Source organism: Streptomyces toxytricini (assembly GCF_014649915.1).
Taxonomy (GTDB): Bacteria; Actinomycetota; Actinomycetes; order Streptomycetales; family Streptomycetaceae; genus Streptomyces; species Streptomyces toxytricini.
The window spans coordinates 1-25,592 of record NZ_BMTY01000037.1; the positions used below are offsets into that span (position 1 = coordinate 1).

General features: G+C 69.9%; 21 protein-coding genes and 5 pseudogenes. 12 read left to right on the top strand and 14 right to left on the bottom strand.

Annotated features, from left to right (window positions below; all coding sequences use genetic code 11):
* Positions 1 to 549: 549 nt before the first annotated feature.
* The gene (locus IE170_RS31585) at positions 550 to 1,725 is read left to right on the top strand and encodes a glutathione-independent formaldehyde dehydrogenase (RefSeq protein ID WP_189812947.1); all 1,176 of its coding nucleotides are present in this window, start codon (positions 550 to 552) and stop codon (positions 1,723 to 1,725) included.
* A 146-nt stretch (positions 1,726 to 1,871) separates the two neighbouring features.
* Here the strand turns inward: IE170_RS31585 and IE170_RS31590 are convergent, their stop codons facing one another.
* A complete protein-coding gene (locus IE170_RS31590; RefSeq protein WP_229885355.1) occupies positions 1,872 to 2,945 on the bottom strand; it encodes an ATP-dependent DNA ligase in 1,074 nt (357 codons plus the stop codon).
* 45 nt (positions 2,946 to 2,990) lie between these two features.
* On the opposite strand from IE170_RS31590, the gene IE170_RS31595 reads away from it, so the two are divergent.
* The gene (locus tag IE170_RS31595; protein ID WP_189812918.1) at positions 2,991 to 3,512 is read left to right on the top strand and encodes a pentapeptide repeat-containing protein; all 522 of its coding nucleotides are present in this window, start codon (positions 2,991 to 2,993) and stop codon (positions 3,510 to 3,512) included.
* A 745-nt stretch (positions 3,513 to 4,257) separates the two neighbouring features.
* Here the strand turns inward: IE170_RS31595 and IE170_RS31600 are convergent.
* The 8 genes and pseudogenes from IE170_RS31600 to IE170_RS33050 form a co-directional block, all read right to left on the bottom strand.
* Entirely contained in the window at positions 4,258 to 4,470 is a 213-nt protein-coding gene (locus IE170_RS31600) for a hypothetical protein (protein WP_189812919.1), read from the bottom strand.
* A 488-nt stretch (positions 4,471 to 4,958) separates the two neighbouring features.
* Positions 4,959 to 5,276: a hypothetical protein gene (locus tag IE170_RS31605; protein WP_189812920.1), complete on the bottom strand. Its 318-nt coding sequence runs from the start codon at positions 5,274 to 5,276 to the stop codon at positions 4,959 to 4,961.
* Positions 5,277 to 6,347: 1,071 nt separating this feature from the next.
* Positions 6,348 to 6,776, bottom strand: a complete 429-nt coding sequence (locus tag IE170_RS31610) for a hypothetical protein (protein ID WP_189812921.1) — start codon at positions 6,774 to 6,776, stop codon at positions 6,348 to 6,350.
* A gap of 1 nt (position 6,777) precedes the next feature.
* Positions 6,778 to 11,484: a putative T7SS-secreted protein gene (locus IE170_RS31615; protein WP_189812922.1), complete on the bottom strand. Its 4,707-nt coding sequence runs from the start codon at positions 11,482 to 11,484 to the stop codon at positions 6,778 to 6,780.
* Complete coding sequence (locus IE170_RS31620; protein WP_189812923.1) at positions 11,484 to 12,050, bottom strand: hypothetical protein; 567 nt, start codon at positions 12,048 to 12,050, stop codon at positions 11,484 to 11,486. The genes IE170_RS31615 and IE170_RS31620 overlap by 1 nt, the downstream gene beginning before the upstream one ends.
* A complete protein-coding gene (locus IE170_RS31625) occupies positions 12,050 to 12,475 on the bottom strand; it encodes an SseB family protein (RefSeq protein WP_189812924.1) in 426 nt (141 codons plus the stop codon). The genes IE170_RS31620 and IE170_RS31625 overlap by 1 nt, the downstream gene beginning before the upstream one ends.
* A gap of 463 nt (positions 12,476 to 12,938) precedes the next feature.
* On the bottom strand, positions 12,939 to 14,258 hold the full coding sequence (locus IE170_RS31630) for a hypothetical protein (RefSeq protein ID WP_189812925.1): 1,320 nt from the start codon (positions 14,256 to 14,258) through the stop codon (positions 12,939 to 12,941).
* 1,200 nt (positions 14,259 to 15,458) lie between these two features.
* Positions 15,459 to 15,772: pseudogene (locus tag IE170_RS33050) on the bottom strand (helix-turn-helix domain-containing protein); the annotation flags it as partial.
* 92 nt (positions 15,773 to 15,864) lie between these two features.
* On the opposite strand from IE170_RS33050, the pseudogene IE170_RS33585 reads away from it, so the two are divergent.
* Positions 15,865 to 15,969, top strand: a pseudogene (locus IE170_RS33585) (Imm53 family immunity protein); the annotation flags it as partial.
* A 49-nt stretch (positions 15,970 to 16,018) separates the two neighbouring features.
* Here the strand turns inward: IE170_RS33585 and IE170_RS33590 are convergent.
* A pseudogene (locus tag IE170_RS33590) lies at positions 16,019 to 16,522 on the bottom strand (transposase); the annotation flags it as partial.
* Between IE170_RS33590 and IE170_RS33540 the strand changes: the two are divergent.
* The 3 genes and pseudogenes from IE170_RS33540 to IE170_RS31655 form a co-directional block, all read left to right on the top strand.
* Positions 16,436 to 16,717 (top strand): zinc-ribbon domain-containing protein, encoded by a 282-nt coding sequence (locus IE170_RS33540; RefSeq protein ID WP_373299089.1) that lies wholly within the window; start codon positions 16,436 to 16,438, stop codon positions 16,715 to 16,717. The pseudogene IE170_RS33590 and the gene IE170_RS33540 sit on opposite strands and share 87 nt — an antisense overlap.
* A gap of 86 nt (positions 16,718 to 16,803) precedes the next feature.
* On the top strand, positions 16,804 to 17,196 hold the full coding sequence (locus tag IE170_RS33545; RefSeq protein ID WP_373299093.1) for a zinc-ribbon domain-containing protein: 393 nt from the start codon (positions 16,804 to 16,806) through the stop codon (positions 17,194 to 17,196).
* Between the two features lie 100 nt (positions 17,197 to 17,296).
* Positions 17,297 to 17,509: pseudogene (locus tag IE170_RS31655) on the top strand (Uma2 family endonuclease); the annotation flags it as partial.
* 9 nt (positions 17,510 to 17,518) lie between these two features.
* Here IE170_RS31655 and IE170_RS31660 read toward each other — a convergent pair.
* Positions 17,519 to 18,085 (bottom strand): hypothetical protein, encoded by a 567-nt coding sequence (locus IE170_RS31660; protein WP_189812927.1) that lies wholly within the window; start codon positions 18,083 to 18,085, stop codon positions 17,519 to 17,521.
* A 166-nt stretch (positions 18,086 to 18,251) separates the two neighbouring features.
* On the opposite strand from IE170_RS31660, the gene IE170_RS31665 reads away from it, so the two are divergent.
* The 4 genes and pseudogenes from IE170_RS31665 to IE170_RS31680 all read left to right on the top strand — a co-directional run bounded on the left by IE170_RS31665 (position 18,252) and on the right by IE170_RS31680 (position 22,196).
* Positions 18,252 to 20,078, top strand: coding sequence for a polymorphic toxin-type HINT domain-containing protein (locus IE170_RS31665; protein WP_189812928.1), 1,827 nt, complete (start codon positions 18,252 to 18,254; stop codon positions 20,076 to 20,078).
* Positions 20,075 to 20,452, top strand: a complete 378-nt coding sequence (locus IE170_RS31670) for a DUF6188 family protein (protein WP_189812929.1) — start codon at positions 20,075 to 20,077, stop codon at positions 20,450 to 20,452. Before IE170_RS31665 ends, IE170_RS31670 begins: the two co-directional genes overlap by 4 nt.
* A gap of 46 nt (positions 20,453 to 20,498) precedes the next feature.
* Positions 20,499 to 21,333 (top strand): annotated as a pseudogene (locus tag IE170_RS31675) (DNA polymerase III subunit beta family protein); the annotation flags it as partial.
* An 87-nt stretch (positions 21,334 to 21,420) separates the two neighbouring features.
* A protein-coding gene (locus tag IE170_RS31680; protein ID WP_373299094.1) for an IS5 family transposase occupies positions 21,421 to 22,196 on the top strand; the annotation gives its coding sequence in 2 pieces (ribosomal slippage) (positions 21,421 to 21,742 and positions 21,742 to 22,196; 777 coding nt in all).
* A 37-nt stretch (positions 22,197 to 22,233) separates the two neighbouring features.
* On the opposite strand, the gene IE170_RS31685 is transcribed toward IE170_RS31680, so the two are convergent.
* Positions 22,234 to 22,422 carry a hypothetical protein gene (locus tag IE170_RS31685; RefSeq protein WP_189812930.1) on the bottom strand — a complete coding sequence of 63 codons (189 nt, stop codon included), beginning with the start codon at positions 22,420 to 22,422 and terminating at the stop codon, positions 22,234 to 22,236.
* A 332-nt stretch (positions 22,423 to 22,754) separates the two neighbouring features.
* Complete coding sequence (locus tag IE170_RS31690) at positions 22,755 to 23,024, bottom strand: hypothetical protein (RefSeq protein WP_189812931.1); 270 nt, start codon at positions 23,022 to 23,024, stop codon at positions 22,755 to 22,757.
* Positions 23,025 to 23,259: 235 nt separating this feature from the next.
* Here IE170_RS31690 and IE170_RS31695 point away from each other — a divergent pair, with 235 nt between their 5' ends.
* Positions 23,260 to 23,781 carry a hypothetical protein gene (locus tag IE170_RS31695; RefSeq protein ID WP_189812932.1) on the top strand — a complete coding sequence of 174 codons (522 nt, stop codon included), beginning with the start codon at positions 23,260 to 23,262 and terminating at the stop codon, positions 23,779 to 23,781.
* A gap of 574 nt (positions 23,782 to 24,355) precedes the next feature.
* On the opposite strand, the gene tpg is transcribed toward IE170_RS31695, so the two are convergent.
* A complete protein-coding gene (tpg, locus tag IE170_RS31700; RefSeq protein WP_189812933.1) occupies positions 24,356 to 24,943 on the bottom strand; it encodes a telomere-protecting terminal protein Tpg in 588 nt (195 codons plus the stop codon).
* 269 nt (positions 24,944 to 25,212) lie between these two features.
* On the opposite strand from tpg, the gene IE170_RS33550 reads away from it, so the two are divergent.
* On the top strand, positions 25,213 to 25,542 hold the full coding sequence (locus tag IE170_RS33550; protein ID WP_373299090.1) for a DUF6233 domain-containing protein: 330 nt from the start codon (positions 25,213 to 25,215) through the stop codon (positions 25,540 to 25,542).
* Positions 25,543 to 25,592 lie beyond the last annotated feature (50 nt).

Sequence of the window (25,592 nt, forward strand, 5' to 3'; positions counted from 1 at the left end):
AGCAGCCGTCCTGGACACACACCAGCCAGCTACCACCACAGGCCAGCGCCACAACACGGCTCACCTATCCCAGCAGCGGTGCTTGTACCGACGGGCGGGTGCGTTGCCGACCCTGGTCGATTCGGCTGCCCGCGGGAACGTCCTCCGGCGAATCAGCTGTCTGACAGCCTCCCACCGCGTCCACCAAGCCGGGGGGCGCAGAGCGGGGCGGCGGCCCGCCCGTGAGGGTGCGCACGGACCGCCCGTGCGCAAGGGGCGGACAACCGGCAGCAGCGCCAGGTCCCGGGATGAGGAGAAACCGCTGATCGTTCGGCAGATGACGGTTTCGTGCCGGGCACGACGGGGACACGCCCAGGAGGCCACCGGAGCGCCGAAGCTCCGCCTGGCGGACCGGTGGCAGCCCAGCTCCACCGTCCATCTGATTCGGGTGAACGGCCCGCAGAGGCGCGCCGGACCGTGGATCTCGTCACCAGGGGGTTTCGGGGTCGCGGCCCTGTCGCCTCCCTCACCGTCGTGCCGCGGTCGGGCCGCGGCATCGAGAGAAGCATCATGAAAGCAGCGGTATATGAAGGACCGCGAACGGTCGTGGTGAAGGACGTACCGGACGCGAAGATCGAACATCCCTGCGACATCATTGTCAAGATCACCGCCACCAACATCTGTGGTTCGGACCTGCACATGTACGAGGGCCGCACCTCGTTCGAGTCCGGCCGCACCCTGGGACACGAGAACATGGGCCAGGTCGTGGAGGTCGGCTCGGCCGTCCGCAAGGTCCAGGTCGGCGAGTATGTCGTCCTGCCCTTCAACATCGCCTGCGGCTTCTGCAAGCAGTGTGAGCAGGGCCTGACCAACTACTGCCTCACCATGCAGCCGGAACCCGCCCTCGCCGGGGCTGCCTACGGCTTCGCCGACATGGGCCCCTACCAGGGCGGCCAGGCAGAGCTGCTGCGCGTGCCCTACGGAGACTTCAACGCGCTGCGCCTGGGCGAGGACGCCGCCGAACGGCAAACGGACTACGTGATGCTCGCCGACATCTTCCCCACCGGCTATCACGCCACCGAGATGGCCCACGTCAAGCCAGGTGACCAGACAATCGTCTTCGGGGCCGGGCCTGTCGGGCTGATGGCGGCCTACTCCGCCGTGCTCAAAGGCGCCGGCCGCGTCTGGGTGGCCGACCACCAGCCCGACCGGCTGCTCAAGGCCGAGGAGATCGGGGCCATCCCGATCAACACCGCCGAACAGGACCCGGCGGAGGTCGTCAAGGAAGCCACCCTCGGTCTCGGCGCCGACAACGGGTGTGAGTGCGTTGGCTACCAGGCGCACGACCACCAGGGACGCGAGGACGCCAGCCTCACGCTCAACGGTCTGATCGACTCGGTCAGGTTCACCGGCGACATCGGCGTGGTAGGCGTCTTCCTGCCCCAGGACCCCGGCGGCCAGGAAGCCCAGGACGAACTGGAGGCCCAGGGCAAGATACCGATCGACTTCGGGACGATGTGGTTCAAGGGCCAACACATGGGGACCGGCCAGGCACCCGTAAAGAAGTACAACCGGGCCCTGCGGGATCTGATCGCCAGCGAAAAGGCGAAGCCCAGCTTCATCGTCTCCCACGAGCTCGGCCTGGATCAGGCCCCCAGCGCCTACGAGCACTTCGACGCCCGTGACGAAGGCTGGACGAAAGTGGTGCTGCACCCCGACGGCCACGGCAACGGCCACAAGCCGTAAGAGAGCATGAGCATCAGCCGCTCCAGCCCCGGCCGGGCGGCGACGGGCCAGCGGCCCCGGCTTCGGCCGGGGCCGGACTGCCCACCGGTCTCCGCCACGGAGCTCCCGGGATGCCGGGCACCGGCACCCCTCGGAGGCAGCGGCGGTCACCCGGGCCGCTGCCCTAAAGAACGGCCCGGCCGTACTTCCCCCGAACACGCCTGCCCGACGGCACCGAGCACCGCACCGGGACCTGTACGCGAACATTGGCCCGCCGCGACCAGCCCACGCCCGCGCCGAGCGCGGCGTCGACTGGGCATGAGCGGTGAGCAGGGCCGTTCAGGCCGCCCGCGGATGCCGGGTAAGGAAGTCCGCTGGTAGCCGGTGCGGTCCTCGACCGCGACCGGGAGGACGGTCACCGCCACGCCGATCGGAAGGACCTGGGCCGCCGACCGTTCTTCGGCGGCGGCGTGGACGGTGGTGGCGGGCAGGGACGGGAACAGCGCGAGGACGGCGGCCGCGGTGAGATTGGGGCGGACCAGCACCACGTCCAAGGCATCGCGGCTGCCCCACGCCGCAGGGAACCGCACCCCCTCGAAGGGATGCCCCGAGCCCGCTGGGGCGAGGTGTTCGGCGACCTGGCGGGACTGGTCGGGGCGCAGCGGGGCCGTGCGGGCGACCGCGCGCAGCCGGCCGCCGTCGTCGTAGCGGCCCAGGATGAGCAGTTGGGGGCGGGTCAGGGTGCCGGTGATGGCGCCGATGATCGCTTCGGTGGTGTCCCTGCGGCGGATCTTCGTCCAGCCGCGGTATCCGGGCAGGTAGCGGGTGGTCAGGCCCTTGGCCACGATGCCTTCCACCCCGGACACGTCCGTCCAGGAATCCAGCCACTCCCGGGCTGTGGCCAGGTCCGTCGTCATCGGGACGAGCGACGCCCAAGGCGCCGTCAGGGCGTGGTCGGCGAACAGGTTCTCCAGCAAGGCGCGGCGCTCGGCGTAGGGGCGCTGCAGCAGCCCCACCCCGTGCCGCTGCAGCACGTCGAACGCGGCGAAGTAGGCCGGCCACCGGGCCGCCAGAGCCGGAGCGCCGCGGGCCCGGGCGGCAGCCAGGCGATGCAACGCCTCGAACGACAGTCGGCCGGCTTCTATGTCCCACACGAGCAGTTCGCCATCGAGGACCAGGCCGTGCGGGAGCTGCTGCTCGGCGGCCGCCACCAGGTCCGGCCACCGGTCCTGAACCAGCACCCCCGCCGCGTCTGCACTCGCCCCCGCCCGCTGGGGGCGGCCGGGGTGAACAGCAGCGTCCGGTGCCCGTCGAGTTTCTGCTCGAACGCGACACCGCCGCGCCTGTCACACGCCAACCTCATTGACGCGGACCTGCCAGAGACAAATCTTTCCGGAGCCGACCTGGCGTCCGCCGATCTGACCGACGCGCTCCTGATGGAGGCGAACCTGCCGAAAGCAGACCTGAGCCGCTCGAAGCTGCGCGACGCGGACTTCACCCGGGCGGACTTCGTCGACGTTTCCGTGTATGACGCGGACATGGCCGGCACGGACCTGAGCCACGCCAACGTTGACGGCACAGATCTGTTCTTCGCCACGTTGACTTGCACGCGGCTCTTTGCCGTAGACCTGAAGTACACCTTCATCAACAAGGAGCAGTTGATGTCCTCCGGGATCAACGCAGACACCACCCTGCCAGCGGATCTGGCAGATGAGACTGAACTGCAGAAACAGGCGGAGCGAGGGGCCATGCCCAAGGGGTGCCCTGGTCGGGCCTCGGACCCACCCGTGAAAACCATTGGATCGTAAGGGCCGTCCACGATGCGCTCCCCCGACAACTTCCCGATCCTCCACTGATGACGACCGCTCCCGACTGGTCGCTCGCGCTGCTCGGCGGGTTGCCGGGCAACTCAGATCGTCGCCCAGGCCCAAGCCGACTGGCCAGCCATTTCTGGAAGGACGAGGGCGTCACCACCATCGGGATCACGTCTGCGGCAGACCGCCGGCCAGGCGGCCTCGCCCCGGCGTCCGTGCAAGCCCTGGAAAACGCAGAAGCCCTCGCACAGCTGGCGAAGCGCGGCTGCCCCCGTTGGAGGGAGCACTCCTTCACAAGCTGGCACACGCCTACCTCCGCGAGGCCGGTAACGGGCCTGGACTCTACCGGCGCTTGGCGGATCTCTTCGAACGCCCGGAACCCACCATCACCGACTGGATCAAGGCGGCCCGCGAACGCGGGTACCTCTCCCCCGCGATCCCGGGCCGCCGGCCCGGTCCCCTCTTCAGTAATCGCACGGAGGGAAGCTCGCCGTCTCCCCCGGCTTGACCTCGTCCGCAAGGACCCGGCGCTGCAGCACTGCCAAGACCAGCTTGCCCGGGGTCGCCTACGGCTTGCCCACCTGCTGGCACGCGGGCTTGCCCAATCGTCAGAGGGCTTGCCCAGGGCGTAAGCCAGCGTGCCAGCCGCGGGCCTTCTCGGCCGTTTCGGCGGCCTCGGCCTTCACGCGGTCGCGCTCGCTGCGGCCGCGACCGTGCGCGTCCCCGGCGCAGCCACGGCCTACGGGAAGCGTGCCGCCGCCGCCAGGACGTCCTTCGCCTCCAGCGGCGCCACCGGGGCCGGGGCCGGGGCGGGCTCGTCCGCCGTCGTCTCTTCCGGGTCGGGGGAGGGCGGCTGCTGGACGTGCGCGCGGGGTACATCGCTGCCCGCTGGTGTGCGACGACGTTTTACGTCAGCGGCCACGAGCTCGTTGTAGAGCGCGGAGGCGGCCACGGTGTTCTCGTGCAGGGCCAGGGTACGGACATAGCCCCATCTCCCATTCCACGCGGTGCCCCTCCTCTGCCTGACAACAGCAGATGGTCACGGAGCAACGGCCGGCGCGGCCCGCGCCTCGTGGTAGCGGAAGCGGGCGGCGACCAGAACCACCGGGCGGTCGCACCCGGTCGATACCGTCCTTGCCATACCAGATCACCGGACCTCGCCCTCGATCCGCTCCAGGCCGGGCGGCGGCCGTCGCCGGCTATGGTCGCGGGGAGGTGGTGGCGGTGCATCTGACCGGCCCGGATCGGGGAGCCTGATCTCCGCGAACACGAACAACCCGGGTGCGGGGAGGATTAAAACGACGACGCCACTAGAGCCCGGGCCAGCTCGCCGTAGGGCGGGGGGCCGCCGTCGGCTGCGGCGTCCGTCCGAGACGTTGGATTTTGCGGCCACGCCTGAGTTCCCCATGCACCGGCTCCTGCACGAAACGCGGAGAGTTGTCACGCGTCGTTCAGGTGCCACGAGGACCAGGGGCCGAAGCTCGTGCCTGCCACGATCCGCCACCGCACTTGGCTGCCCTTGTACCCCCACTTGTTGGTGCTGCTGTTCTCGTAGGAGTCCTTGTTGCAGACTCCCCACTGCCCGGTGTCCAGCTGGTAGGCGCTGCAAGTGCCCATGCGGTAGGTCTGCCACCGGCTGCCGTCCCACAGGGCGTTCTCCCACTGCACCTCGAGACTGGTCGCGGGAGCGTCCCAGTTCCGGACCCAGAACTGGTCACCGTACTTCCTGAAGCATCCGTTTCCGCTGGTGACGGACATGCATATGGCGTCCGAGGGGAGGGGTCCCGGTGTGGCGTAGTCGAGGGCTGCTGGGGCCGGGGATGCCCCGAGAGCCACGGGAAGCAGAACGGCTGCGGCAGTCAAGAGGGCGCGGGAAGTCCTCATCGTGTCATCTCCATTGTCCGGGGGCGACCGACTATGCCAGGGCAGTGTGGGCGTCAGGCGCCGGGCTGTCGACGGCGAGGAGGCCTTTCCCGCCACCCGAGACCGGGACAGACGGTGTGGAATGGCCCGCGCGGGGACGGTGGTGTACCACGCCTGCCGGCCGGATCGAGGCAGTGTGGGCGGGCCACGCGGAGGCGAAGCAGACGCCGCGCACCAGGACAGCGTCCGCGCCGAAATTCCGCGGGTGGCGCGGCAGCAGGTCCCCGATCCGGAGCAAGCAGCCAGCCTGGCCCGTCTGCAGGGCCGCACGCGGCCCCCCGCCCCTCGACCTGACAGCCCTCGGCCGGCCGCCGGGCCCGCCTCGCCGCCGAGCCGGCCGACACGCAAACGGGCCGGACGGACGCCGAACCGAGCCGAACGACCAGCTGCTGCCCGGGATCAGGGAAGACTACGGTCCCGACACCGTCCCTTCCTCGCCCAGGGTCCTGGCCTTCTTTCTGGGCGCGCTCACGCTGATCTCGTCACTCGGAGGGACCGCGGTCCTCCTCTCGCGGGCGGGGAGCGGCCACTCCCGCAGCCTCGGCCTGTGGCTCTCGGCTGTGCGGCCGGGGCTGATCACGCTCGCGGTCACCGTCTTCATCGCGTACGGCATCAACACTGTCGAGTTCGCCTGACGCGGGCCCGGCCTGCGCCGCCGGTGCCTTTCTGGCGCCTGGCCGACCGGGGGTGGCGCAGGCTCGTGAAGACCAGCAGCGTGGCCTCGCCGACCCGAACACCACAGCGTGCCAGGGTTCCCGGAGCCGGGTGCGGCGGTCGGCGCCGCGGACTTCGGCTGGAGCAAGGCAGCGGGGTGCGGCAACTACCACGGCGGCGCACCAGGCGCGACAGAGTGGGCCCATAAGGCCGGCGCGAGCAGTCCGGGTGTGGTGCGGGCCGGCCTCTCCATCAGAGGGCCAGGCTGACGACCCAGTAATCGTACTCCTCCGCGGTGATGCCGCAGATGTGGTCGCCTGACGCGGAGCGGGCGATGAACTCGATGCGTCCCTGGTCGTCGACGAGACGGGAGACATCGGCGTTGTCGGTGAGACGCACCCAAACCCAGCCGACCCCCCAGCTTCCGGTCACCACCGCGGTGATGAGGAACAGCCCGTCGTCGCCGACGACACCAGCTCGGCGAGCATGCTGGAGCCAGAGGTCGTGGACTCCCCCGAGGTCTCCCTTCAAGGGAACCGTCGCACTGGGCTCCACGCTGAAGCCCGCCATGGCTCGCCAAGCGGCCTCAACCGAAGGGCCGGGGTCGTTTCCTTGCACCGTGTGCACCTCGAGACCGCTGGCGCGGATGAGGCCAAGGAGGTTGTCCTCGCTGGTGGGCATGTCATTTCTCCTCGTAAAAGAAGTGGTGGTCTCCACCGGGCTTGTCGATGGCCAGGTAGCGTTCCATGGTCTTGTAGCCGTCGGCCGTGTTGTCCCAGCCGAAGTTCACCCCGGAACGCATCCGATCTTCGAGTGTCAATCCCTTTGGTCCTCCTGCGTGGAAGTGGGGCCCGGCGGGATCATGCGTGTGCTCTACAACGACCCGAGAGCCCTCCGGTGTCTCGAACTGCCGGAAGTTCCCCCAGTGACTCGGGTCCGAGGAGTAGACGTATCCGGGCATGTTCTTCATCGTCTTGTCGCCCATGACGATCCACTCGGCGTCAGGAGTGGTGCCGAAGGGGACTCCAGCGGCATCAAACGCAGCGCGCTCGGCCTCATCCCGCAACTTGAACGGATTGCTTTTCTCGCCCTTGGGCGGGCACGGAGTGAGGCCCAAGGGGTCGGACCAGGTATGCGGGTTGACGACGTACGCGGCCGGATTCGGGGCGGGCCCGAGACCGAGGGGGTCGACCGAGACGTAGCGAGCGGTCTCCGGGTCGTAGTAGCGGAAGCAGTTGTAGTGCAGGCCCGTTTCAGCGTCGAAGTACTGTCCGGGGAAGCGGAGAGGGGTGTAGGCCTGCGCGTCCGTGTTCCAGGTCGTGGTTCCCCACACCGTGCTGCGGGTGCGCCAGGCGACGGTGCCGGCCTCGTCGACGAGTTCGGTCGGGGTGCCGATCAGGTCCGTCACGATGGCGAAGAACCGACTGCCGATTGAGCCACCGTCGGCGTCAGTCAGCTTCTCCCTCTGGGCCAGGGGCCGGAGGCCGTCGTGGTCCCAGGTCAAGGTGACTGCGTGCGGCTGGTCCGCTGCAGTGGTCGTCTGCTCGCACAGGGTCATGCCGTCCCAGACGAAGGCCGTCTCCTCCGCGACGGTGACCCCGTCCGCGGCCATGCGTCGCTTGGCGCTGCGGCGGCCGAGTGCGTCGTAGGTGTAGCGCCACAAGGTCCCGTCCGGGGTGGTGACGGCCGTGAGGCGGTCCTCGGCGTCCCACTCGTAACGCCAGGTATCAGGCTTGCGAGAGAGCCGAGTGCGCTGCCGAAGGGTGATCCTGCCAGCCGCGTCGTACTCGTACCTGACCCGGCCTGCGCCGATGAGCCGCATTCCCTCGTATGTCCGCGGACCGGTCACGTCGGTGTTGCCAGGATGGCCGACAGGCCACGAGGCGTCCGTCTGGTTGCCGACGGCATCATAGGCGTAGCGCTCGCTCCAGCCGGCGGCAGCGCTGACCGCTGTGACCCTGCCAACGGGGTCCAGCTCGTACGTTCGCGCATCCTCGAGCTCGTCCTGCATGCCCACCAGGAAGCCGTCGGCTCGGTAGGTGTAGCCGCGCCGTCGGAGAAGACTGCCATCTGCGCCGGTCACCCGCTGGCTCACCAAGCGCCCGAGGGTGTCGCGCTCGAAGTCCAGCGTCAGTCCGCTGCTGGTGCGGCGACCCGTCTCGCGACCCATCGGATCGCGCTCGATGCCGATCCAAGTCCCGGGCATGGTCAGGCCTGCCCGCCGGCCCGCTGCGTCGTAGGTCCACTCCGAGGTCACCCCGGACGGCGTCGTCCGCGAGACGACGCGGCTCAGCTCGTCATAGGTACGCGACAAGGTCCGCCCGTCGGCAGTCTCATCACGTACGCGTCCGAATCGGTCGCGTATGTAGGTCACCGTGCCTGTCGGACCGGTGATCTCCGCAACACAGTCCGAGTAGTCGTACTCATACCGGGTGACAGCGCCGCCCACATCCTTGAGGATGCGGTTGTCAAGGACGTCATACTCCACGTGCACCGCTTGGCCAGCGGCATTGACACGGGTGACCAGGCGTCCGGCCGCGTCGTGGACGTACCGTACGGTGCGACCGTCGAAGTCCGTCTCGGATTCCGGCCTGCCGGCGGCGTCGTAGACGTACCGCCAGCTACGGCCTTGCGGGTTGACCACCTCCGTGAGGCGCAGCCGGGCGTCATGGACGAAGGCATGGCGCGCACCGTCAGGGCCCGTACGGGCTCTCACTACGTCGAAGTCGCCGTATTCGTAGGTCGTGATCCCGCCGATAGCATCGGTATGCCGGACGCAATTGCCCTCGCCGTCATAAGACCAGGACTGGAATGTGCCGTCGGGTTCGACGCGCCGTGCGAGCCTGCCCTCCGGCGTCCACTCGAACGTGGTGGTGTTGCCGAGAGGGTCCATGACGCGGAGCGGTCGCCCGAATGCGTCCCGGTCGTACAGGGTGACCGCCCCGACTGGGTCTGTGATCTTGACCGGGAGACCGGCGCGGTCACAGCGGACCGTGGTGGTCGCGCCAAGCGGATCGGTGATGGAGGCGAGGCCTCCCGCGTCATCGTAGGTGTAGCGGGTCGTGCCCCCGGCGGGGTTGGTGCGGGACGCGCGGTTGCCACGTTCGTCGTAGGTGAACGTCCACGAGGTGCGGTCGGCGTGGGTGTCGCGTACTGGTCGGCCAGCCTCGTCATAGTCAATGCTCAGCTCCCGACCATCGGGGCGGACAACGCACACCAGCCTGCCTTCGCCGTCGCGGTGGAAGACGGTGGTGCGATCCAGCGGATCAGTGAGAGAGAGCAGTCGCCCTCGGGTGTCGAACTCGGACCTTGTCACTGCGCCGAGCGGGTCGATGCTCTGCACCACGCGGTAGGCCGCGTCGATCAGGTAGCGGCGTACTTCCCCGTCGGGAGTGGTCGTGGTGGTGGTGCGCATGCCGGTGTGCGGGTCGGGATCGCCGTAAGCGAAGACCAAAGCCATGTGCCCATTGGCGCCGCCTTGCGCGGTGCAGCGGTCGTGGTCGTCGTAGGCGTAGGCGTAGCGGCTGTCGTTGGTGTCGATCCAGGAGGTGATGCGGGCGCGGTCGTCGTAGGTGAAGCGGAGGGGCCTACCGGAGGAATTGGTGACGGCGGTGAGGTGTCCGTCGGTGTAGCCGTAGGCGAGGATGCGGGGGCCGCCGTCGAGATGGAGGGCGGTGATACGGCCGTCGGCAGTGTCGAAGCGGAGGCGGTAGCCGCCGCAGTGGGATATGCCGAGGGGGGTGCCGTGCTCGTCGTACTCGAAGGTGATCAGGTTGCCGTTGCGGTCTTCGAGCTGCGCGATCGGTGCGATGCCATCCGCGTCCGGGTCGTCCGCCGGCGAGGTGAACCGGCGTGTGTGACCCGTCGCGGGGTCGGTCACCGTCCAGTCGCCGTCAGGTGTGCGCTCCATCGGGTGGCGGGGCGCCGACGGGGACACCGGCAGGACCGGCAGGCCGGGCGCAGTGTGTGGGTAGGGGACTCTGAGGCCGTCCTCGGTGACGAGGATGACGCCTTCGGCGTCGACTTCGAGGTGCTGGTCGACGGTGGATGACCAGGTGGGGCCGAACCAGCGGCCGAGAGTGTAGCCCGATTCGGCGCGCCGGGAGAACACCAGCGGCAGGACGCCGGGCAGGACGATGTCGGTCTGCGGCAGGAACATCCGGCCGGTCGCCAGGTCCACGGGATCCGTGCCGTCGCACCGCTTGTCGCAGTCCCGCTGTTCGTTCTTGCCGGGGCCGTCCGTACTGTCCTCCTGACGGGCGGGTCCTGGTCTGGCGTCGTCGAGGTGTTTGGCGGTGGTGGCCGCCTTCTTGGCGGCGCCGGCGCCTTTGGGGCCGATGAGTTCGGGGATGAGTTTGCCAATGCCTTCGGAGGGGTCCTTCATGAACTCGTCGAGCATCTTCTTGCCCGAGCCCCAGGGGTCGTTGACCATCGTGACCAGGCCGGCGGCGGTGGAGTTCAGGTTGGTGAGGTACTCGGCCGGGTGGGCGATGTTGTAGGGGTCGCCGGGATTGAGGGAGCGGGCGAAGCTGACCACGCCGGCGGTGCCCTTGACGACGCCGCCCAGGAGGTGGGTGGCGGCGAGGTCGAGGTACTGCAGGCCGTCGCCGAGCTGCTGGGTGTAGGACGGCTTGGGCGGAGCCGCATCACGGGCCGCGCGGACGGCGCTGGCTGCGTTCTCAGCGAGTTCGTTGCGCTGCTTGCGGGCCTGGTCGAGCTTCTCCTGCGCTGCTGCCGCGAGGGGCTTGCCGGGGTCATCGAAGCTGTCTGAGGGCCTGGGCGGCAGGTGATCCTTCTTGGCCTCGACGGCCGCCTTGTAGGCGTCGCGCTGCTTGGTGTAGGCGGCGTGGGCGTCCTGGGAGACCTTCTTGGCGTTGTTGTAGTCCTCCAGGGCTTCCCTGGCCTTGTTCTGCGCCCACTCCACCGTCTCGGCGAAACGGTTCATCGCGTCGGCGGCCTTGCCGAAGGCCTCGGCGGCCTTGAACCAGCGCGGCGGCTCCTTCGCCACCGCCTCCTGAAAGGCCCTGGCGGCTTCGCCCTTGAGCCCGTCGGGCTCGGTCAGGTTCTTCAGCCCGCTGCCGACGGAGGTGAAGGCCTTCTGGAAGTCGTTCAGGTGCCCGACCTGCTCGCGGATCTTCGCGGCGCTGCCGTAGACGAGCTTCTTCGGGTCCTCGGTCTGGCCGAGCTCGAGCTCGGCGACGTCCGCGCCGAGCTGGTTGGCCGCCGAGCGGCTCTTGTCGCGGATCCAGTCCGCACCGCTGTCCCAGCCGACGTCCTCGGCGACATCGGCCGCCTTGTCGCCGCCCCACTCGACGAAGTCGCCGACCTTCTCCGCGCCGTCCTCGACGACGTCCTCGACGGAGTCCGGTACCCAGTCCCGCCAGCCCATCAGCCCTTGCCCCCGTTGCCCCCGCCGGCCTGGTCCAGCAGGTCCTTCAGTGATCCGATCCGCCCCGTGGAGGTGACGGTGTCCTTGGTGTCCGACCAGGTCTGCCCGATGTCCTTCGCGCTCTGCTCGAACGACTTCGCGCTGTAGTCCGGCTTGTAGAGGCCTGGGGTGACGATGTCGCCCCAGGCCTTCTTCTCGATCTCGTCCTCACTGGCGTGCGGGTTGCCCCAGGCGGCGTTGAGGGCGACCTTGAACGTGCCCTGCACGTACTGGTCCTCCTCCCACATCGTCCCCGCAGCGATACCGAGGTTCCCGGCGAGGGCGGAGGCGTCCTGGATGAGGGCGCGCACGCCCCACTCCCAGCGTTCGCAGAAGTCCTCGAAGTCCTTCGCCAGGCCCGCGTGCCCGGTCTCCATACCGGTCATCGCCAAGTTCTCGAAACCCGCACCCTGGGAGGCACCGGCCGCATCACCGCTCTCACGGAGTTCCGCGATCGCCGCCCGCAGGCCGTTCTGGATGGCCGCGACCGCCTGCGGGGACACCTCCAGGTCGCCATTGCCCGCCATCAGGCCGCCTCGCCCGAGCCGGCCGCGGCGGCCTCGCCGGAACCGAGGTCGACCGCGGCGGCATCCGGGACGATGCCCGCCACGGGCGGGAACAGCATCGACCCGTCCTCGTCCGCCACATTGACGGCGATTCCGGCAGGACCCTCGACGGCCGGGACGACCGCATCGGCCAGACGCGCCCCGAGGATCGCCAGGTAGGGCCACTCGCCGTCGGTCTCGCCCCGGGCCACGGCGAAACGGGCGAGGGCCTCCTCATCGGTGAACGCGTACAGCCAGCGGATCCCGCCGGACACCGCGGACATCAACCCGCCATCGTGGGCGTCCGCGTACGGAACCAGCAACACCGCACGCCGGAACTCACCGACCAAACGGGCCGGAACACCCCTGCCCTGCCGGTACTCGGCTATCTCTGCGGCCAGCTCCATCCCAGTCCGCCCCCTTCCGAACCATTCACACCGGAACGGAACACTACCTTGATCACAAAAGCTGAATACCTGTGAGGTGTGGGCATCACCCTGGAGCCAGCCCGTGGCTGTGATGCGTTCGCGTACCGGTCGGCCACTGGTACTATGTGGCCGCCCACATCGCTGACGTGAGCCCGTAAGGCAGCCGGCCCGCGCACGTTCCGCCCGGCGGTAGCGCGCCGTGGGGGCCAGCCGGTCGCATCCCGCAGGCCGCCCGCCGGCCCCTGCTGCCCCGGGAGGGGCCGGCGGCTTCGCGACGACGCGGGCGTGGTTCGTCTCGATACGTTCGCGCTGCCCGGGCGCCTGTTCGGTCAGCTGGCCCAGCGCCAGGTCCGATCCCGCCACGACGGGCACTCACCCCTCCATGCCGGGGCGTACAGGCTCGTACCCCCGCCGGGACGGCGGCTCGGTGGCGGCCGGGTGATCAGATGCGGTGGAGCGGCGCGGAGTGCTGCCAGTGCCAGTTGACCGGGCCCCACTGCTTCTTCAGGGCCGTGCGCTGTCGGGCGTACGCCCGCAGTGTCTCCTCAACGGTTGCCGCGAGGTCGGTGAGGTCGTCTGGGGCAGGGACGCGCAGGATCAGGTGCTGCTTGGTATGGGCCAACAGCAGGTCGCCGTTGGGGGCACAGGATCCGAGGGTGAAGTGGGTCAGCGGCTTGAAGGTCTTGGTGCCGGTGTCCAGCTTGGCGCGGAGGGCTCCTGCCCGGTCCCAGGCGTAGAGGCCGTAGCGGTTGAGGTGGAAGGCGTGGCCCCGGTGCGGGTCGGCCGCGAGGTTGAAGCAGAACCCGGTGAAGGGCGAGTCGCGCCACTCATGCAGGCCGTGGAGCCGTCCGGTCATCTCCCCCTGGTCGTTGACGAGGGCGAAGACGAAGGGCTGGCCGCGGCTGCCACTTCGGAACGTCCTGGCGTAGAAGGGGACGACGAAGAGGTCGTCGGAGAGCGGCACCGGTCGGCCGAGGCGGGACTGCTCCCATTTGGAGAGGCGGTCCTCGGCGGCGACGAGCTCAGTCAGGGCCGGGCGTGGGCGGTTCGCCATCCCTATGGGATCGCCCTTATAGGTGGCGTGCGGGCGCAGGTCGGCGGCGCTCTGGTGTGCCGGCTCGGGGTCGAGCGAGGCAAGCGCGCGGATGGCCGGCTTGGACTCGGCGGTCAGAGCTCCCTCGGCGATGCCCACGAGGTTGGTGATGACGCTTCCGAACCTCCAGACCCCGTACTCAGCGAGGGTGCACAGCAGTCGGCCCGAGGGGGTGACGCTGATGGACCCGGCGAAAGGGTCGCCCTCCTGCGGCGTGAAGTCCCGGAAGGGCCGGCCGTCCTTGGAGTCGTAGACGGCCAAAACGCGACTGAGGTCCGGCGCGACGAGCGTGGTCATGTCCGGCGTCGCGGTAATGGCGAGGACCCCGTCGGGCAGTGCGCACAGGCCGATGTCGCCTCCGTCAGCGACGTCCGAGCCCCCCTCGCGCGCACCGCCGGTACGGAACTGCGCGCTCGCCAGGACCGCGCCCTCAGCGGAGTACCGGGTGATGATCCGGTACCCGAAGTTCGCAACCCGCGGGTCCTGCTCCTCGTCGGCGACGCCGTGGGTGTAACGGCCAACGCCGTAGAGGGCGTACACCTCGCCATTCGCGGCTCCGGCGAGGTCGAAGAGCGTCAGACCCCAGCCCGTTGAGTACAGCGCGGTCAGGTCGAGGGCGTGGTGGTCCACCAGTGGGCTCGGCAGGGCCAGGGGAAGGGTCTGGATCATGCCCTTTATCGTGCGTCAAGGCACTGACAGTCGGTCGGCCAGGGCGCCCTGGCCGACCTGCCCGTCATCCACCACCACGGCGAGCGTCCGGTACGGCGCCGGCAGGCATCGAGCGGCAGGCCGCCCCCGCTGGCACCCAACGACGCCCGACCGGCTCGATGCGGAGGGCTCCTGACGACGGCCGCCACCGTCGGGCGCCGTGGTGCGCGCAGCCGGACCGCGGACCTGCCCTGGAGGGGTCGCTCGGCGAATCGGCTGGCCAAATTCCGCCGGCGAGCTCGGCCAGTGGTCCCACGCGGTCGGCGAGGGGGTCCGTCAGTCGAAGAGGTCCAGGAGATCCGTCCGGGAGCCCGCGTCGCCGGCGGGGCGCGCCCGCATGGGGCGCGCTCGCGGGCAGGTCTTTGTCGCGGCCCGTGCGCGGACGGCGTCGGGCCCGCCGCACGCCTGCACGACAAAGTCGCCGAAGACCCTGGCGAATGCGGCCGGGTCGCGGAACTCCGCGCCGAACGCCTGGCCGTCCCGTAGCGGCACCCACACCACCCGGACGGCCCGTGGCCATCGGGGCACCGGCTGGTCGTCCGCGGTGGACCGCCCCTCCAGCCACAGCGCGCCACGTGCAGCAGGTTCACGCTCTCCATCGGCAGTCGCTTGCGCCCCACGCGCAGTTCCACCGGCGTCAGCTCGACGCGCCGGTCCTTGTTCGGGTACCAGGCGACGCCGATCCCGAACGGCACGTACAGCACGATCCCGATCAGGGGCCATGCCACGGCGTCGCCCCACGACCGGATCAGCCCGCCGTCCAGCAGGTACAGGGTCCCGATGACCAGGACCCACTTCGCCGTCATCCGCCAGAATCCGCTGCCCTGCCGGTACGGGACCCTTGGCTTCCCCGTGTTCGCCATGCCCGCACGCTATCCGCCGCCCCCGGCGCGCCGTGAGCGGCCCTCGCCCTCGCGGGGTGCCGGCGGCGATCGGTGGGTTCCGGCGGAAGCGCCTTGGACGGCTCCTCGTACTTGGTCCCGGTGTTCGAGAGCGACGCCCGCGACGGGCTGTCGTGGCTCAGACCGGTCGTGGGCAGCCGGCCGGTTGCCGCTGCGGGCAGCTGAGGGTGGTAGCCGGGTGCTCGCCCGGTGCCAGGCGGGGAATCCCGCCAGGACCGGTTCTCTTGGCCCGTCCTTGCTAGGTGCTCTGACCGCATGGGCGGGGACGGCCTCCCGCCATTGAGGGGTCCAGGCAGGCCAGGCCGATCTCGTTGAACCGGTGGATCACATCGCGGACGGTGTCCTCGTCCGCTTGGACCAGCTGGGAGCGATCACCGGCACCCGGTTCCCGCTGGCCAAGGCCAGCAGCATCATTGCGCGGCGGTAGCGCACCGAACTGGTACTGCCCCGGCGCACGATCTGCTGCAGTCGTTGTCCCTCCTGGTCGGTCAGTCTGCGTACTCGTACTAGTTCCGCCTTGCTTCTCCCGCTGGTCAGCCATGCCCGAGCCCGAATACGCGACTCGCTTAGCATCTCCTGTCATGAGCGATTCAGAGCATCTTCTTGCCTGGCTGCAGGACTGATACACGCAGCAGTGCAACGGCGACTGGGAGCACGAGTGGGGTGTGAAGATCGCCACGCTCGACAACCCCGGCTGGACGGTCGAAATTGATCTGGAGGAGACGGACCTGGAAGGCCGCGAGTACCCCCGTCGGGACGTCAATCGCAGCACGCAGGACTGGGTCTGGGCCTGGACCGCTGAGAAGACCTTCCACGCCGCAGCGAAGTGTCGGCGGGCAGGTCGCAGAGCCAGAACTGGACCGGCTCGGCCTGGCCGGCCGGCCACTCGGCCAGGAGCCAGCACTCCGGAAGTTCCGATCCGTCGACGGTTTGGCGGACCTCGCGTCCGGCGGGCCGGATCCGCAAGGCCGTAAACCGCGAGTACATCCGTTTGAAGCCGCTGCGGCCCGTGCCGGGCCGGGATCCCTCACGCCACTGCACCGGCTTCGCCGCCTTCGTGCCCGCAGCGATTACCAGCTGCTTCACCGACTCCGACTGAGGCTTGTCTGGGTACTTCGCCACCGGCGGGCGCCCGGTGCCGGAGTACGGTTCGACGACCGGGACTGCGTAGCTGGGCTGGGCCGACAGGGTCGTGGAGATCCCCACCATGTAGTTGAGGCCGCGGGCCTGAAGGCCGTGCCGGAAGGCGGCGGCGTCGCCGTATCCGGTGTCCGCGATGGCCAGCGGCACCTCGATCTCCCACGAGCGCGTCTCGTTGAGCACTGCCCGGTCTGCGCCCGGAGGAAGCGTGCTCCCGCTCTGCCCGAGGCGCGGCCGAACCTGGCGGCGCAGTGGCACCCCGCGCGCAACAACGGGCTGACGGCCGCAAAGGTCACCGCCGGTTCGCACCGCCTGGTCTGGTGGAAATGCAGCGTGTGCGCCGGCGAGTTAAGGTGTTCCACCGCATCCGCGGCGTGACCTCGTGTCCCTCCTGCTCCGGCCGGGTGCGCTACCAGGCGCTGTCGAGCGAGAACCCCGAGCTCGCGGCCCTGTGGCACCCGTCCATGAACGGCGCCCTCACCCCGGCGGAGGTGACCGCCGGGGCCAACGTGCCGGTCTGGTGGCTGTGCCCCGCCGGACACGAACCTTGGTCCGCGCAGGTGGCGCAGGTGTTCACGGGCAGGCAGGGCTTCCCGCGTTGCCGGAAGCACATGCGTCTCCTCGCAGGAGACGGAACTGTTCGCCGAGCTCCAGCTCGTCCTCACCGGCGGAGAGCAGCAGTACCCGCTGCAGACGCCGCACGGCCGGTACCGGCTCGACAGGCTCTTCCCGGCGGGCCCCGACCAGGGCGGTTGCGGTGGAGTTCGACGGATCGTACTGGCACCGCGATACCGAGGAGCGCGACCGGCTCAAGGCGGAGGCTGTGGAACGCCACCGGCCCGGCTGGATGGTGGTGAGGGTACGTGAGGAACCGCTGCAAGCGACCAGGCAGCGCGACGTAGTCGTGCCGTTTCTGGCAGACCCGTTCACGGCTGCCAGCACCGTTCATCCACTACGGACACGGACCGGGAGGAGAAGCCCCAGGTCTACGGGCAGCTGGTGCCCCTGTACCTCGTGGTCGACATACAGGCCAAGGAGATCACCTGCTTCTCCGACCCCTCCCCGCAGGGCTACCGCGCCCACAAGAGGGTCTCCTTCGGCACCCTCCTGCCGGTGCCCGCCCCCTTCTCGTCCGAGTTCGACACGACGGCCTTCCAGCCGGCGGGCTGAGGCAGGGCGTCAGTCGCAGTCGACCCCGTGCAGGGCCGGCATCACGGGGTCGCCCCCGCGGCCGTGGAGCACCAGGACGCCCGCCCGTTCGCCCCAGGTCAGCTCATACTGGCCCGCGGCGATGGGGCGCGCGTTGTCATCGGCGACCCAGGAGCTGCTTGGTAGGGCGAACCCGACCCCGTTCACCGCGTAGACGCTTCCGTCGCCGATCACGAGGAACGAGTTCTCCCGCACCAGGGCCCGGCAGCCGTCCGGACCCGCCGGGTCCAGCACCCGGTACTCCGCCCCCAGGTCCCCCGCCCCGCCGAGCCCCACGCCGGCCACGGCCACCAGCGCGGGGAGGGCGAACGCCGCCCGCCACGGCCCGGAGGGCCGGGAGCGGGGGCGGATCCGCAGTGCCGCGGCGGCGAGGAGCGCGATGCTAGCGACCGCCCAGTGCGGCAGCACCCGCTCGGGGACGACCAGGATCAGCTCGGTCCAGCTCACGACGGCGGCGAGCACCGCGCACAGGACGGCGAGGAGGAACCGCCGGTCCACCGGCAACCCCCGCCGCTCCGACTCCGGTTCCGCTCCCATTCCCCCACCCTACGCGGCCCGTTGGGCTAAATGATCATTACCTGTGGTAGCGCCTTACGGTCGGTCGCGACCACACGCGCGCATGGCACATGACGCGTGAGCAACATCGGCGGCAGTGGCCGCCACGGGGAAGCGCGGCTCTCGCGGGCCGCGTCGTAAGGAACGCATGTTTCAGCACGTCAAACAGAAGATCGTCGCCGTACTCACCGCCTTGTGCCTGACCGCCGGCGCAGGCGTCGGGTCGGCCGCGGCCGCCGAGCCGCCCGAGCGTGAGCCCACGCTCCTTGAGATGGCCGCCAAGGTTTCCAAGTACGCGAACTGCAAGTCGCTGCCACTGCTCCAACGGCCGCAGTGTGCCGCGGAGTTCGCCCTCAAGTCCGTCAAGCTTAGCCTCGCGGTGGGCACGTACCTCTACATCTCCCAGCCGGCGATGAAGGACGAGGGCGCGGCCTTCGCCGAGGTCAACAAGGAAATGGAGACGCTCGCCGGCCAGCTCCGGCCGCTCCTGACCCAGGCGAACCAGGAGGCGGACCCCGCGCGGAGGCGGGAGATATTCAAGCAGCTCGCCAAGACGCACAAGGCGGCAAAGCCGCACCTGCAGAAGTTCCGCAACCAGTTGTTCCAGGCCTCGGAGCTGCTGGACGCGGTCGGCGAGCCCTCCGCCGAGCTCACCACCCTGCTCTCCGTCTACCTCGGGGACTACTTCCCCGAGCGGAAGGAGATCAAGCCCGCAGACGTCCCGACCATCTTCGACGCGTTCGACGGGCTCAAGGGCATCGGCAAGGACATCGACCAGATCATCAAGGGCCTCGACGAGATGAACGAGGCCCTCGACGAGATGAACGCCGCGCTGGACGAGGTCAACGAGAGCATCGACGGGATCAACGAGGCCCTGGCAGGGGCCAATCGGGGCATGGACAAGCTCAACGAGGGCGTCCGTGAGATGAACGACGGCCTGGGCAAGATGAACACCGCCGTGCGCGGGTTCAACAAGGCCGCAGACAACATCGTCTCGGTGCCGGACATCAAGTTCGACTTCTCCCGCGTCAACGAGAACGTCGGCGCGAACCAGACGCCGCCCGAGGTACTCGCCGCGCAGGACCGCAAGATGGGCTCGCTGCTCAACGTGCTCCCCGGCATCGGCGACGGCAAGGGCGTCGTGGAGGCCCTCCGCGGCAAGGACCTGGCCACCGGCGAGGAGCTGAGCGTCACCGACCGCGCCCTCGGCGCGCTCGTCGTGCTGCGCTGGGCGCGCAACGGCGGGACGCTCACCGCCGATGCCATCCGAGCCGCCCGCAAGGGTGACCGGATCGCCGGGTGCTTCAACAGCTTCCCGGCCGGCACCCCGGTGCTGATGGCGGATGGGGCGGCCCGTCCCATCGAGCAGGTCCGGCCGGGCGACGCGGTCCTCGCCACCGACCCCGAGTCGGGCGTCACCAGCCCGCGTCCGGTCGAGGCGACGATCCACACCCCCGACGACATCGACTTCACCGGCATCACCCTGAGTGCCGACGCCGGCCGGGGCACGCTCACCTCCACCGACCACCACCCGTTCTGGTCGGAGAACCGCAGGCAGTGGACGGACGCCGCCGACCTCAACTCCGGCGACACCCTCCGCACCTCGGACGGCGCCGCCGTCGCGATCGAGAAGGTCGTCCACTGGAAGGAACTCCGGGGCGCCTACAACCTCACCGTCAACGGCCTCCACACCTACTACGTGCTCGCGGGCGCCACTCCGGTCCTAGTGCACAATTCCAACGGGCTGTGCAGCAGGCCGGCGGCCATCGCGAAGGCGACGGGCTACTCCGTCAAGCAGATCAAGGATGCGATTCACAAGGTGAAGGCCCAAGGCGGGTGGCGCGGGATCGGCGGCAACAAGAACCCGGACATGCTCATCGACCCCAAGACGGGCGAGGTCCATCCGCAGATGCCCGACGGCAGCCCCGGTGACAGCATCGGAAACATCTTCGACCACCTGCCGGACCTGCCGTGATCGAGGAACACGACGACCGCTGGGTGATCGGGCTGCTGGGCACTGCCGTGGTGGCCGTCGACCTGCCGCAGGGCGGCCTCACCGTGGCACTCGCCGACGGCACGGTGCTCACGGTCTCCGGACCGGTGCTCCTGACCGACGGACCGGCGTCCGCGCCCGGGGCGGTCCCGCTCCCCCTCGGGGAGGCGCACCTGCTCATCGGCGCCACCGTCCGGTCGGCGGTCGCGTTCAAGAACGGCTCCCTGCGGTTGGTATTCGGCACGGGCCACCACCTCAACGTCCGCGCGACGGAGCCCGCGAGGCGGATCCGCCTGTGGAAGCCGAGAGCGTACTGCTGGTCCTGGGACCAAGGGACGGGCACCATGCGGGCTTGACCCTCGACCTGGTCGAGGGACCAGAGTGCAGGGCGTGGAGAACGAGATGCGCAGTAGCGGCGAGATGGCCCCCGGGACAGCGGACTGGGCGTGAGCGCGCTGCGGTTCTACGACGGAGCCGGGGTGCTGGTCCCGGACCGGGTGGACCCAGTCAGCGGGTACCGCTGGTACGGGCCCGGACAGCTGGACGAGGCCCGCCTGCTGGCGCACTTGCGGCGAGCCGGCATGCCGCTGGCCGACATCCGGCTGGCGGCCGCCGGCTGGGCCGGGTCCGACAGCGCCCTCTTGCTGAAGCTACTCGCCGAGCACCTGCTCCGGCTGGAGCGGGGGGCTCGGCGAGGCGCGCCGCGAGTTCTACATGGTCCATGCCCTTCTCGATGCCAGAGAGATCCCGATGAGTTCGACCACCACCGACACCACCGCCGTACGCCTGACCCTGTCCGGACCCGCGCTCGCCGCCGCGCTGGACGCGGTCCGGTTCGCCGCGAGCACCGATCCGGAGCTGCCGGTGCTCGGAGGTGTCCTGTTCGACGCCGAGGGGCGGGACGCTGCGGGTCGTCGCCACCGAGCGGTAGCGGCTGGCCGTCTCGGCGGCCGCCGTCACCGCTTCCTAGGGCCACGACGGGTCCTACCGCGTCCAGGCCGTCGTACCGTCGTCGCTGGTCGACACGATGCGGGCGCTGCTCGGCTCCGAGGGGTCCGCGGAGCTGCTGGTCGTGGGGTACAGGGTGGTGCTGGAGGCCGGGGAGCGGCAGGCGGGCGGGCGGTGCCTCGGCCCCGGCTTCCCCGGCTACCGCCGGCTCGTACGGCTGCCGGCCGGACGCCGGGCCGTGGTGGACGTGGCCGCGTTCCGTGAGGAGCTGCGGAACGGGCCCGTACGCGGCCAGGTGCGCGAGCAGGACGGCGCCGCGTGAACCGAGTGGCGGAACAGTCTTTGGTTCTCGTGGACGAGCCCGAGACCCACCTGCATCTTCCCCTCCTGGCGTCCTTCGTTCAGGCGCTTAGACATCGCTTCTGGTGGCGTGGTTGCTCGTTGGGCCGTGCATGACGGATCTGATCGAGCGGTTGGCACCGGACGGGTGGCCACCTCGGGCTGCACGTGGCGCCAGTTGCCGCCCGTGTTCGGGCCGGCCTGGCCCACGGTCTACCGGCGCTTCGCTCAGTGGAGCCGTGACCGGGTGCGGGCCAGGCTGCACCGGGTGATCCTCGACGAACTCGGCGCTCGGGGCAAGCTGGACTGGTCGCGGTGCGCGATCGACTCCGTCGGCGTCCAGGCGGCAAAAGGGGGCCACTGACCGGACCGAATCCGACCGACCGCGGCAAGCCGGGATCGAAAATCCACCTGATCACCGACCGGAACGGCGTGCCGCTGTGGCTGGGCATCTCCGGCGCCAACATGCACGACAGCCTCGGCCTGCAGCCGCTCGTGCGCGGGATCCCGCCCATCCGCTCCCGCCGCGGACCCCGCCGCCGGCGTCCGGCCAAGCTCCATGCCGACAAGGGTTACGACTATGACCACCTGGGGAAATGGCTTCGCGAGCGGCGCATCCGCCACCGCATCGCCCGCAAGGGCATCGAGTCGTCCACGCGGCTCGGCGGACACCGCTGGGTCGTCGAGAGAACGGTCTCCTGGCTGGCCGACTGCCGCCGACTGCACCTCCGATACGAACGCACGGCCGAACACCTCCTCGCGTTCGTTGGCATAGCCGCAGCCCTCATCAGCTACCGCCGACTCACCAAGTGAAACGACCTCTTGAGATGCTTCCGTCGACCACGCCCGTTCAACTGGCAGGCGACTTGGGCGGTGTGCCGACCATCGCTTTCTCGTACCAAGCCCAGAAGTCGATCAGGCTCCCGTGGTCTGCTTCAAGTTGAGGCACGATCTTCGAGTCGTGGCCTGGCAAGAACTTCCCGCGGGCGGGAAAGCCCCCGCACCGGCAGCCGCAGGGGCGGCTCTCGTTCATCGTCATGGTCAGCATCCTCTCCTGACAGCAAACATAGCTCGCAACGACAACGACGAGGGCTCGAATGGCACGCACCGTCTACACGACTGGACAGCTCACGGACGAGCAGATCGACGGTCTGTACGCGCTCGCGAAGGAGTGCGGAGTTGGGATCTACCTCTGGGGCAACACGCCAGGGCCCCCAATCGCGAGCCCTTCACCTGGGCAGTTGAGGGCGGCTTCTTTTAGGTGCGCCGGTTCATGCTGAACTTGAAGGCGCTGGGCTGACAGTGCCGTTCCCGGCCTCGATGTCTGGGATTGGTGTCCCATCCTCGATGGCAAGCGTCCCGGCTTCCCTGTCACATATCTGCGGGGGCCAGATGTGCGGGCCGGTGCACTGCCCGCAGGCGGCGCAGCCGGCGCACTCCGTGCAGAACTGGCGCGGCCACAGCGTCGGGCACCCGCAGATCGGGTTGCAGTCGGTCGTCGTCACCGGGGTAGAGCGTCTCGCCGAAGGGAGGCTCGGTCCAGGCGATGACCTGGCCGTCGGCGAGCAGGTCCTCGTAGTGGTGGCCGATCTCGCTGTGCTCGCTCCAGGTGGCCACCACCACCTCGTCCGCTGCGCTCACGCCGTGCCGCCCTGTACCGCGGCCGCGGTCTCGAGCCACGCGGCGAGCGCGATCGTGACGTCCGGGTCGGCCTGGGCAAGACGGCCGACGAGCTCGAGGTCGCCGTCGACCGGGGCGCCGGTGCAGGCGAGGGCGGCGAGCAGCGCGGCGCGGGCGCGGACGGGGACGGGCAGCAGGCCGACGGCGGCGGCGCGGGAAGCCTGGTCGGCGTATGGCCGGAGTGGGTGGCGAGGGCGTGGGCGAGCCAGGCGTCGACCTTCGCGGCGCGGTAATCGCGGTTGTCGTCCAGGAGGTCGCGGGCGGCTTCGTCCCCGGCCAGGCTCGGCACGCTCCGGTCGAGTCGGCTGGCCCCGCCGTGCCGGGCGAGTTCTTCGGTCCGGCCGGCTACCCGCTGCTGCTCTTGGCGGCGCTGCTGCTCGGCTTCCTCGCGTCGGCGGTCTTCGGCGAGCTCCTCCCGGACGACCGCGTCGGCGTCCGGGTCGTACGGGCCACCGGTCGCGGCGAGCAGTTGCACGATGCGCTGCCACTCCGCGAGCTCCGCAGCACGGCGGCCGCCGTCGTCGGCCGCGGCATCGTCGCGGCGGTCCAGGTGCGCGTGCAGCTCGGCCTCCTCCAGCGCCGGCGCGGCCGCGGGCCTCGGGGACACGGCGCCGCCGCCACCCGTCGGACGTGTTCATCAGGACTCGCTTTCTCGGGAATGAGGGCCCGCCCGGTATTGCGGTTCGGCGAGCCGGTCACATGTGCCGAGGCTCAGTAGTTGTCACCGTCGGCACCAGGTAGCCTGCGAAAGAAGCAGGTCGAAGCAGTCGGGCTGTCACCAGAGAGGCGCTGCAGTTGTCACACATGGGCGACGCCTGGGTCTTACGGGTGCCGGTGCGCAGCATTCCTCGCGAGGACCTCATCGCCATGCTTCGCGAGCAGACCCCGGCATGCGGACCTGCCCGTGACGTCCTGGTTGCCGGAGGCACCTTCGCCATCTTCGACGGTTTGGTCCCCGCCAGTCGGCACGCGGGTGTGTTCGCGATTCGTATCCGCACAGCTGCTCGGCGCGGCCACACAGTCGGGGGCCTTGCCGCCTCTGTCGACATCCTCCGGCAGGCCGGGGAAGAGCTTGTGCGTACCGGTCTCATCGACTCCGTGGACAGGTCGTCCGTGTTCACGGTCTTCCTAAACTCCTCAGCGACAGAAGTGCTGGCCTGTGCAGGCGGACTCCGGCCCAGTCCGCCGCAGTCGTCGGCAGATGCAGTCGAGTGACAACACGCCTGCCTTTGTGTCAACTCTCATGCTTCGGCTCATAACACAGGTCTACAGCACGCCCGAATTACGCACCGCTAGAACGCTATGTTCAGCCATTCCACGTCCGCGAATCTCACCTCCAAGCCCGCACGGCCGCCACCGCCTTGACGGAAATAGGCGTCCGCGATGGCCTCCGCGACCGCGTCGTGCAGGTCGCTCTCCGTCGCACCGTCCTCCCGCGCGGCTATGATGGCGGCCGCGTGGGAAGGGCTGACGGCGACGGTGATATCCCGTACCCGGCCCGCGTCGGAGGTGCCCTCCGGACCAAGGCCGAAGTACGCCCGGCAGGAGATGACCAGCCCGCCCGAGGACGCCGCGCGCTGCCTGGCCTGTGCCCTGACCTGCGGTTGCCACTCCGATTCGGTCTCCTGGACCAGGGCGGCCTGAAGGCGCTCGTTCGGCTTGGTGGAGGCGCCCGAGAGGTAGCGCTGCACCGTCTTGCGGGAGACGCCCAGGCGCTCCGCCAGGGACTTGGTGGAGCCCTCCCGCTTGCGAAGGAATTTCATCTGCGTTCGTGCGGATTTTGGTGCGGGACGGGTGAACAGGGCCCGCTCCGCGCGGGCGAGGCCGTCCAGAATCTTGGCGCGGGTCCGGGCCGCGCGCTGTACGTCGTCTGCAGTCACATGACCATTGCGCCCGGCCGGGCCTGTGGACAGAGCCCGGCGCCCGCGCGGTGGTCCTGGGCGCGGCCGGGGCTGCCTACGGTGGTGGGCATGACGACGACTCCCCCGGAGGGCCTGCCGGTGCCGGTGCGGGTGGTCCTGCCGGACGGCCAGGAGCTCACCGCGCGCCTGTGGGCCTGGCGCGAGACGCCGCGCGGCTGGCTGTACGAGGTAGGGCTGCCCGCGTACCGCAACGCCGGGGACGGCGACGTCCAGGCGGCGGAGTACCGGTGTGGGTGCGCGCCCCCGAGCACGTGCGGCGGGTCGACGGCGTCTCCTGCGAAGCGGTGCCCACCGAGCGGCTGCCGCCGCCGTCGGCGGTCCGCGAGGCGCTGGGGCCCCGCCGGCCTTCGGGCTGGGTGCTGCAGAAGGCCGGCGGCCGCGGCGGCGCCCTGCTCCACGCCGTCGACTGCGCCGAGGCCCCGCGGATCACGCCGCTGCTGTCCCGGGAGCCGGCGCTGGACGTCGCGGAGAGGCCCGGCACCCGCCTGTGCTCCCTGTGCGGCGCCGCGCAGGAGCTGGACCCCGTGCTGCGCGGCTTCGGCTCGCAGGCGGATTGACCTCTTCCAGTGCGCGGGCGCCGGGAGGTACGCCTTCCGGGACGAGCACG

Coding starts and splice junctions, on each gene's coding strand:
- IE170_RS31585 (WP_189812947.1), top strand. CDS start 550: ATGAAAGCAGCGGTATATGAAGGACCGCGAACGGTCGTGGTGAAGGAC.
- IE170_RS31605 (WP_189812920.1), bottom strand. CDS start 5,276: ATGTCCGTCACCAGCGGAAACGGATGCTTCAGGAAGTACGGTGACCAG.
- IE170_RS31610 (WP_189812921.1), bottom strand. CDS start 6,776: ATGCCCACCAGCGAGGACAACCTCCTTGGCCTCATCCGCGCCAGCGGT.
- IE170_RS31615 (WP_189812922.1), bottom strand. CDS start 11,484: ATGGGCTGGCGGGACTGGGTACCGGACTCCGTCGAGGACGTCGTCGAG.
- IE170_RS31620 (WP_189812923.1), bottom strand. CDS start 12,050: ATGGCGGGCAATGGCGACCTGGAGGTGTCCCCGCAGGCGGTCGCGGCC.
- IE170_RS31625 (WP_189812924.1), bottom strand. CDS start 12,475: ATGGAGCTGGCCGCAGAGATAGCCGAGTACCGGCAGGGCAGGGGTGTT.
- IE170_RS31630 (WP_189812925.1), bottom strand. CDS start 14,258: ATGATCCAGACCCTTCCCCTGGCCCTGCCGAGCCCACTGGTGGACCAC.
- IE170_RS33545 (WP_373299093.1), top strand. CDS start 16,804: ATGAACGGCGCCCTCACCCCGGCGGAGGTGACCGCCGGGGCCAACGTG.
- IE170_RS31660 (WP_189812927.1), bottom strand. CDS start 18,085: ATGGGAGCGGAACCGGAGTCGGAGCGGCGGGGGTTGCCGGTGGACCGG.
- IE170_RS31665 (WP_189812928.1), top strand. CDS start 18,252: ATGTTTCAGCACGTCAAACAGAAGATCGTCGCCGTACTCACCGCCTTG.
- IE170_RS31685 (WP_189812930.1), bottom strand. CDS start 22,422: ATGACGATGAACGAGAGCCGCCCCTGCGGCTGCCGGTGCGGGGGCTTT.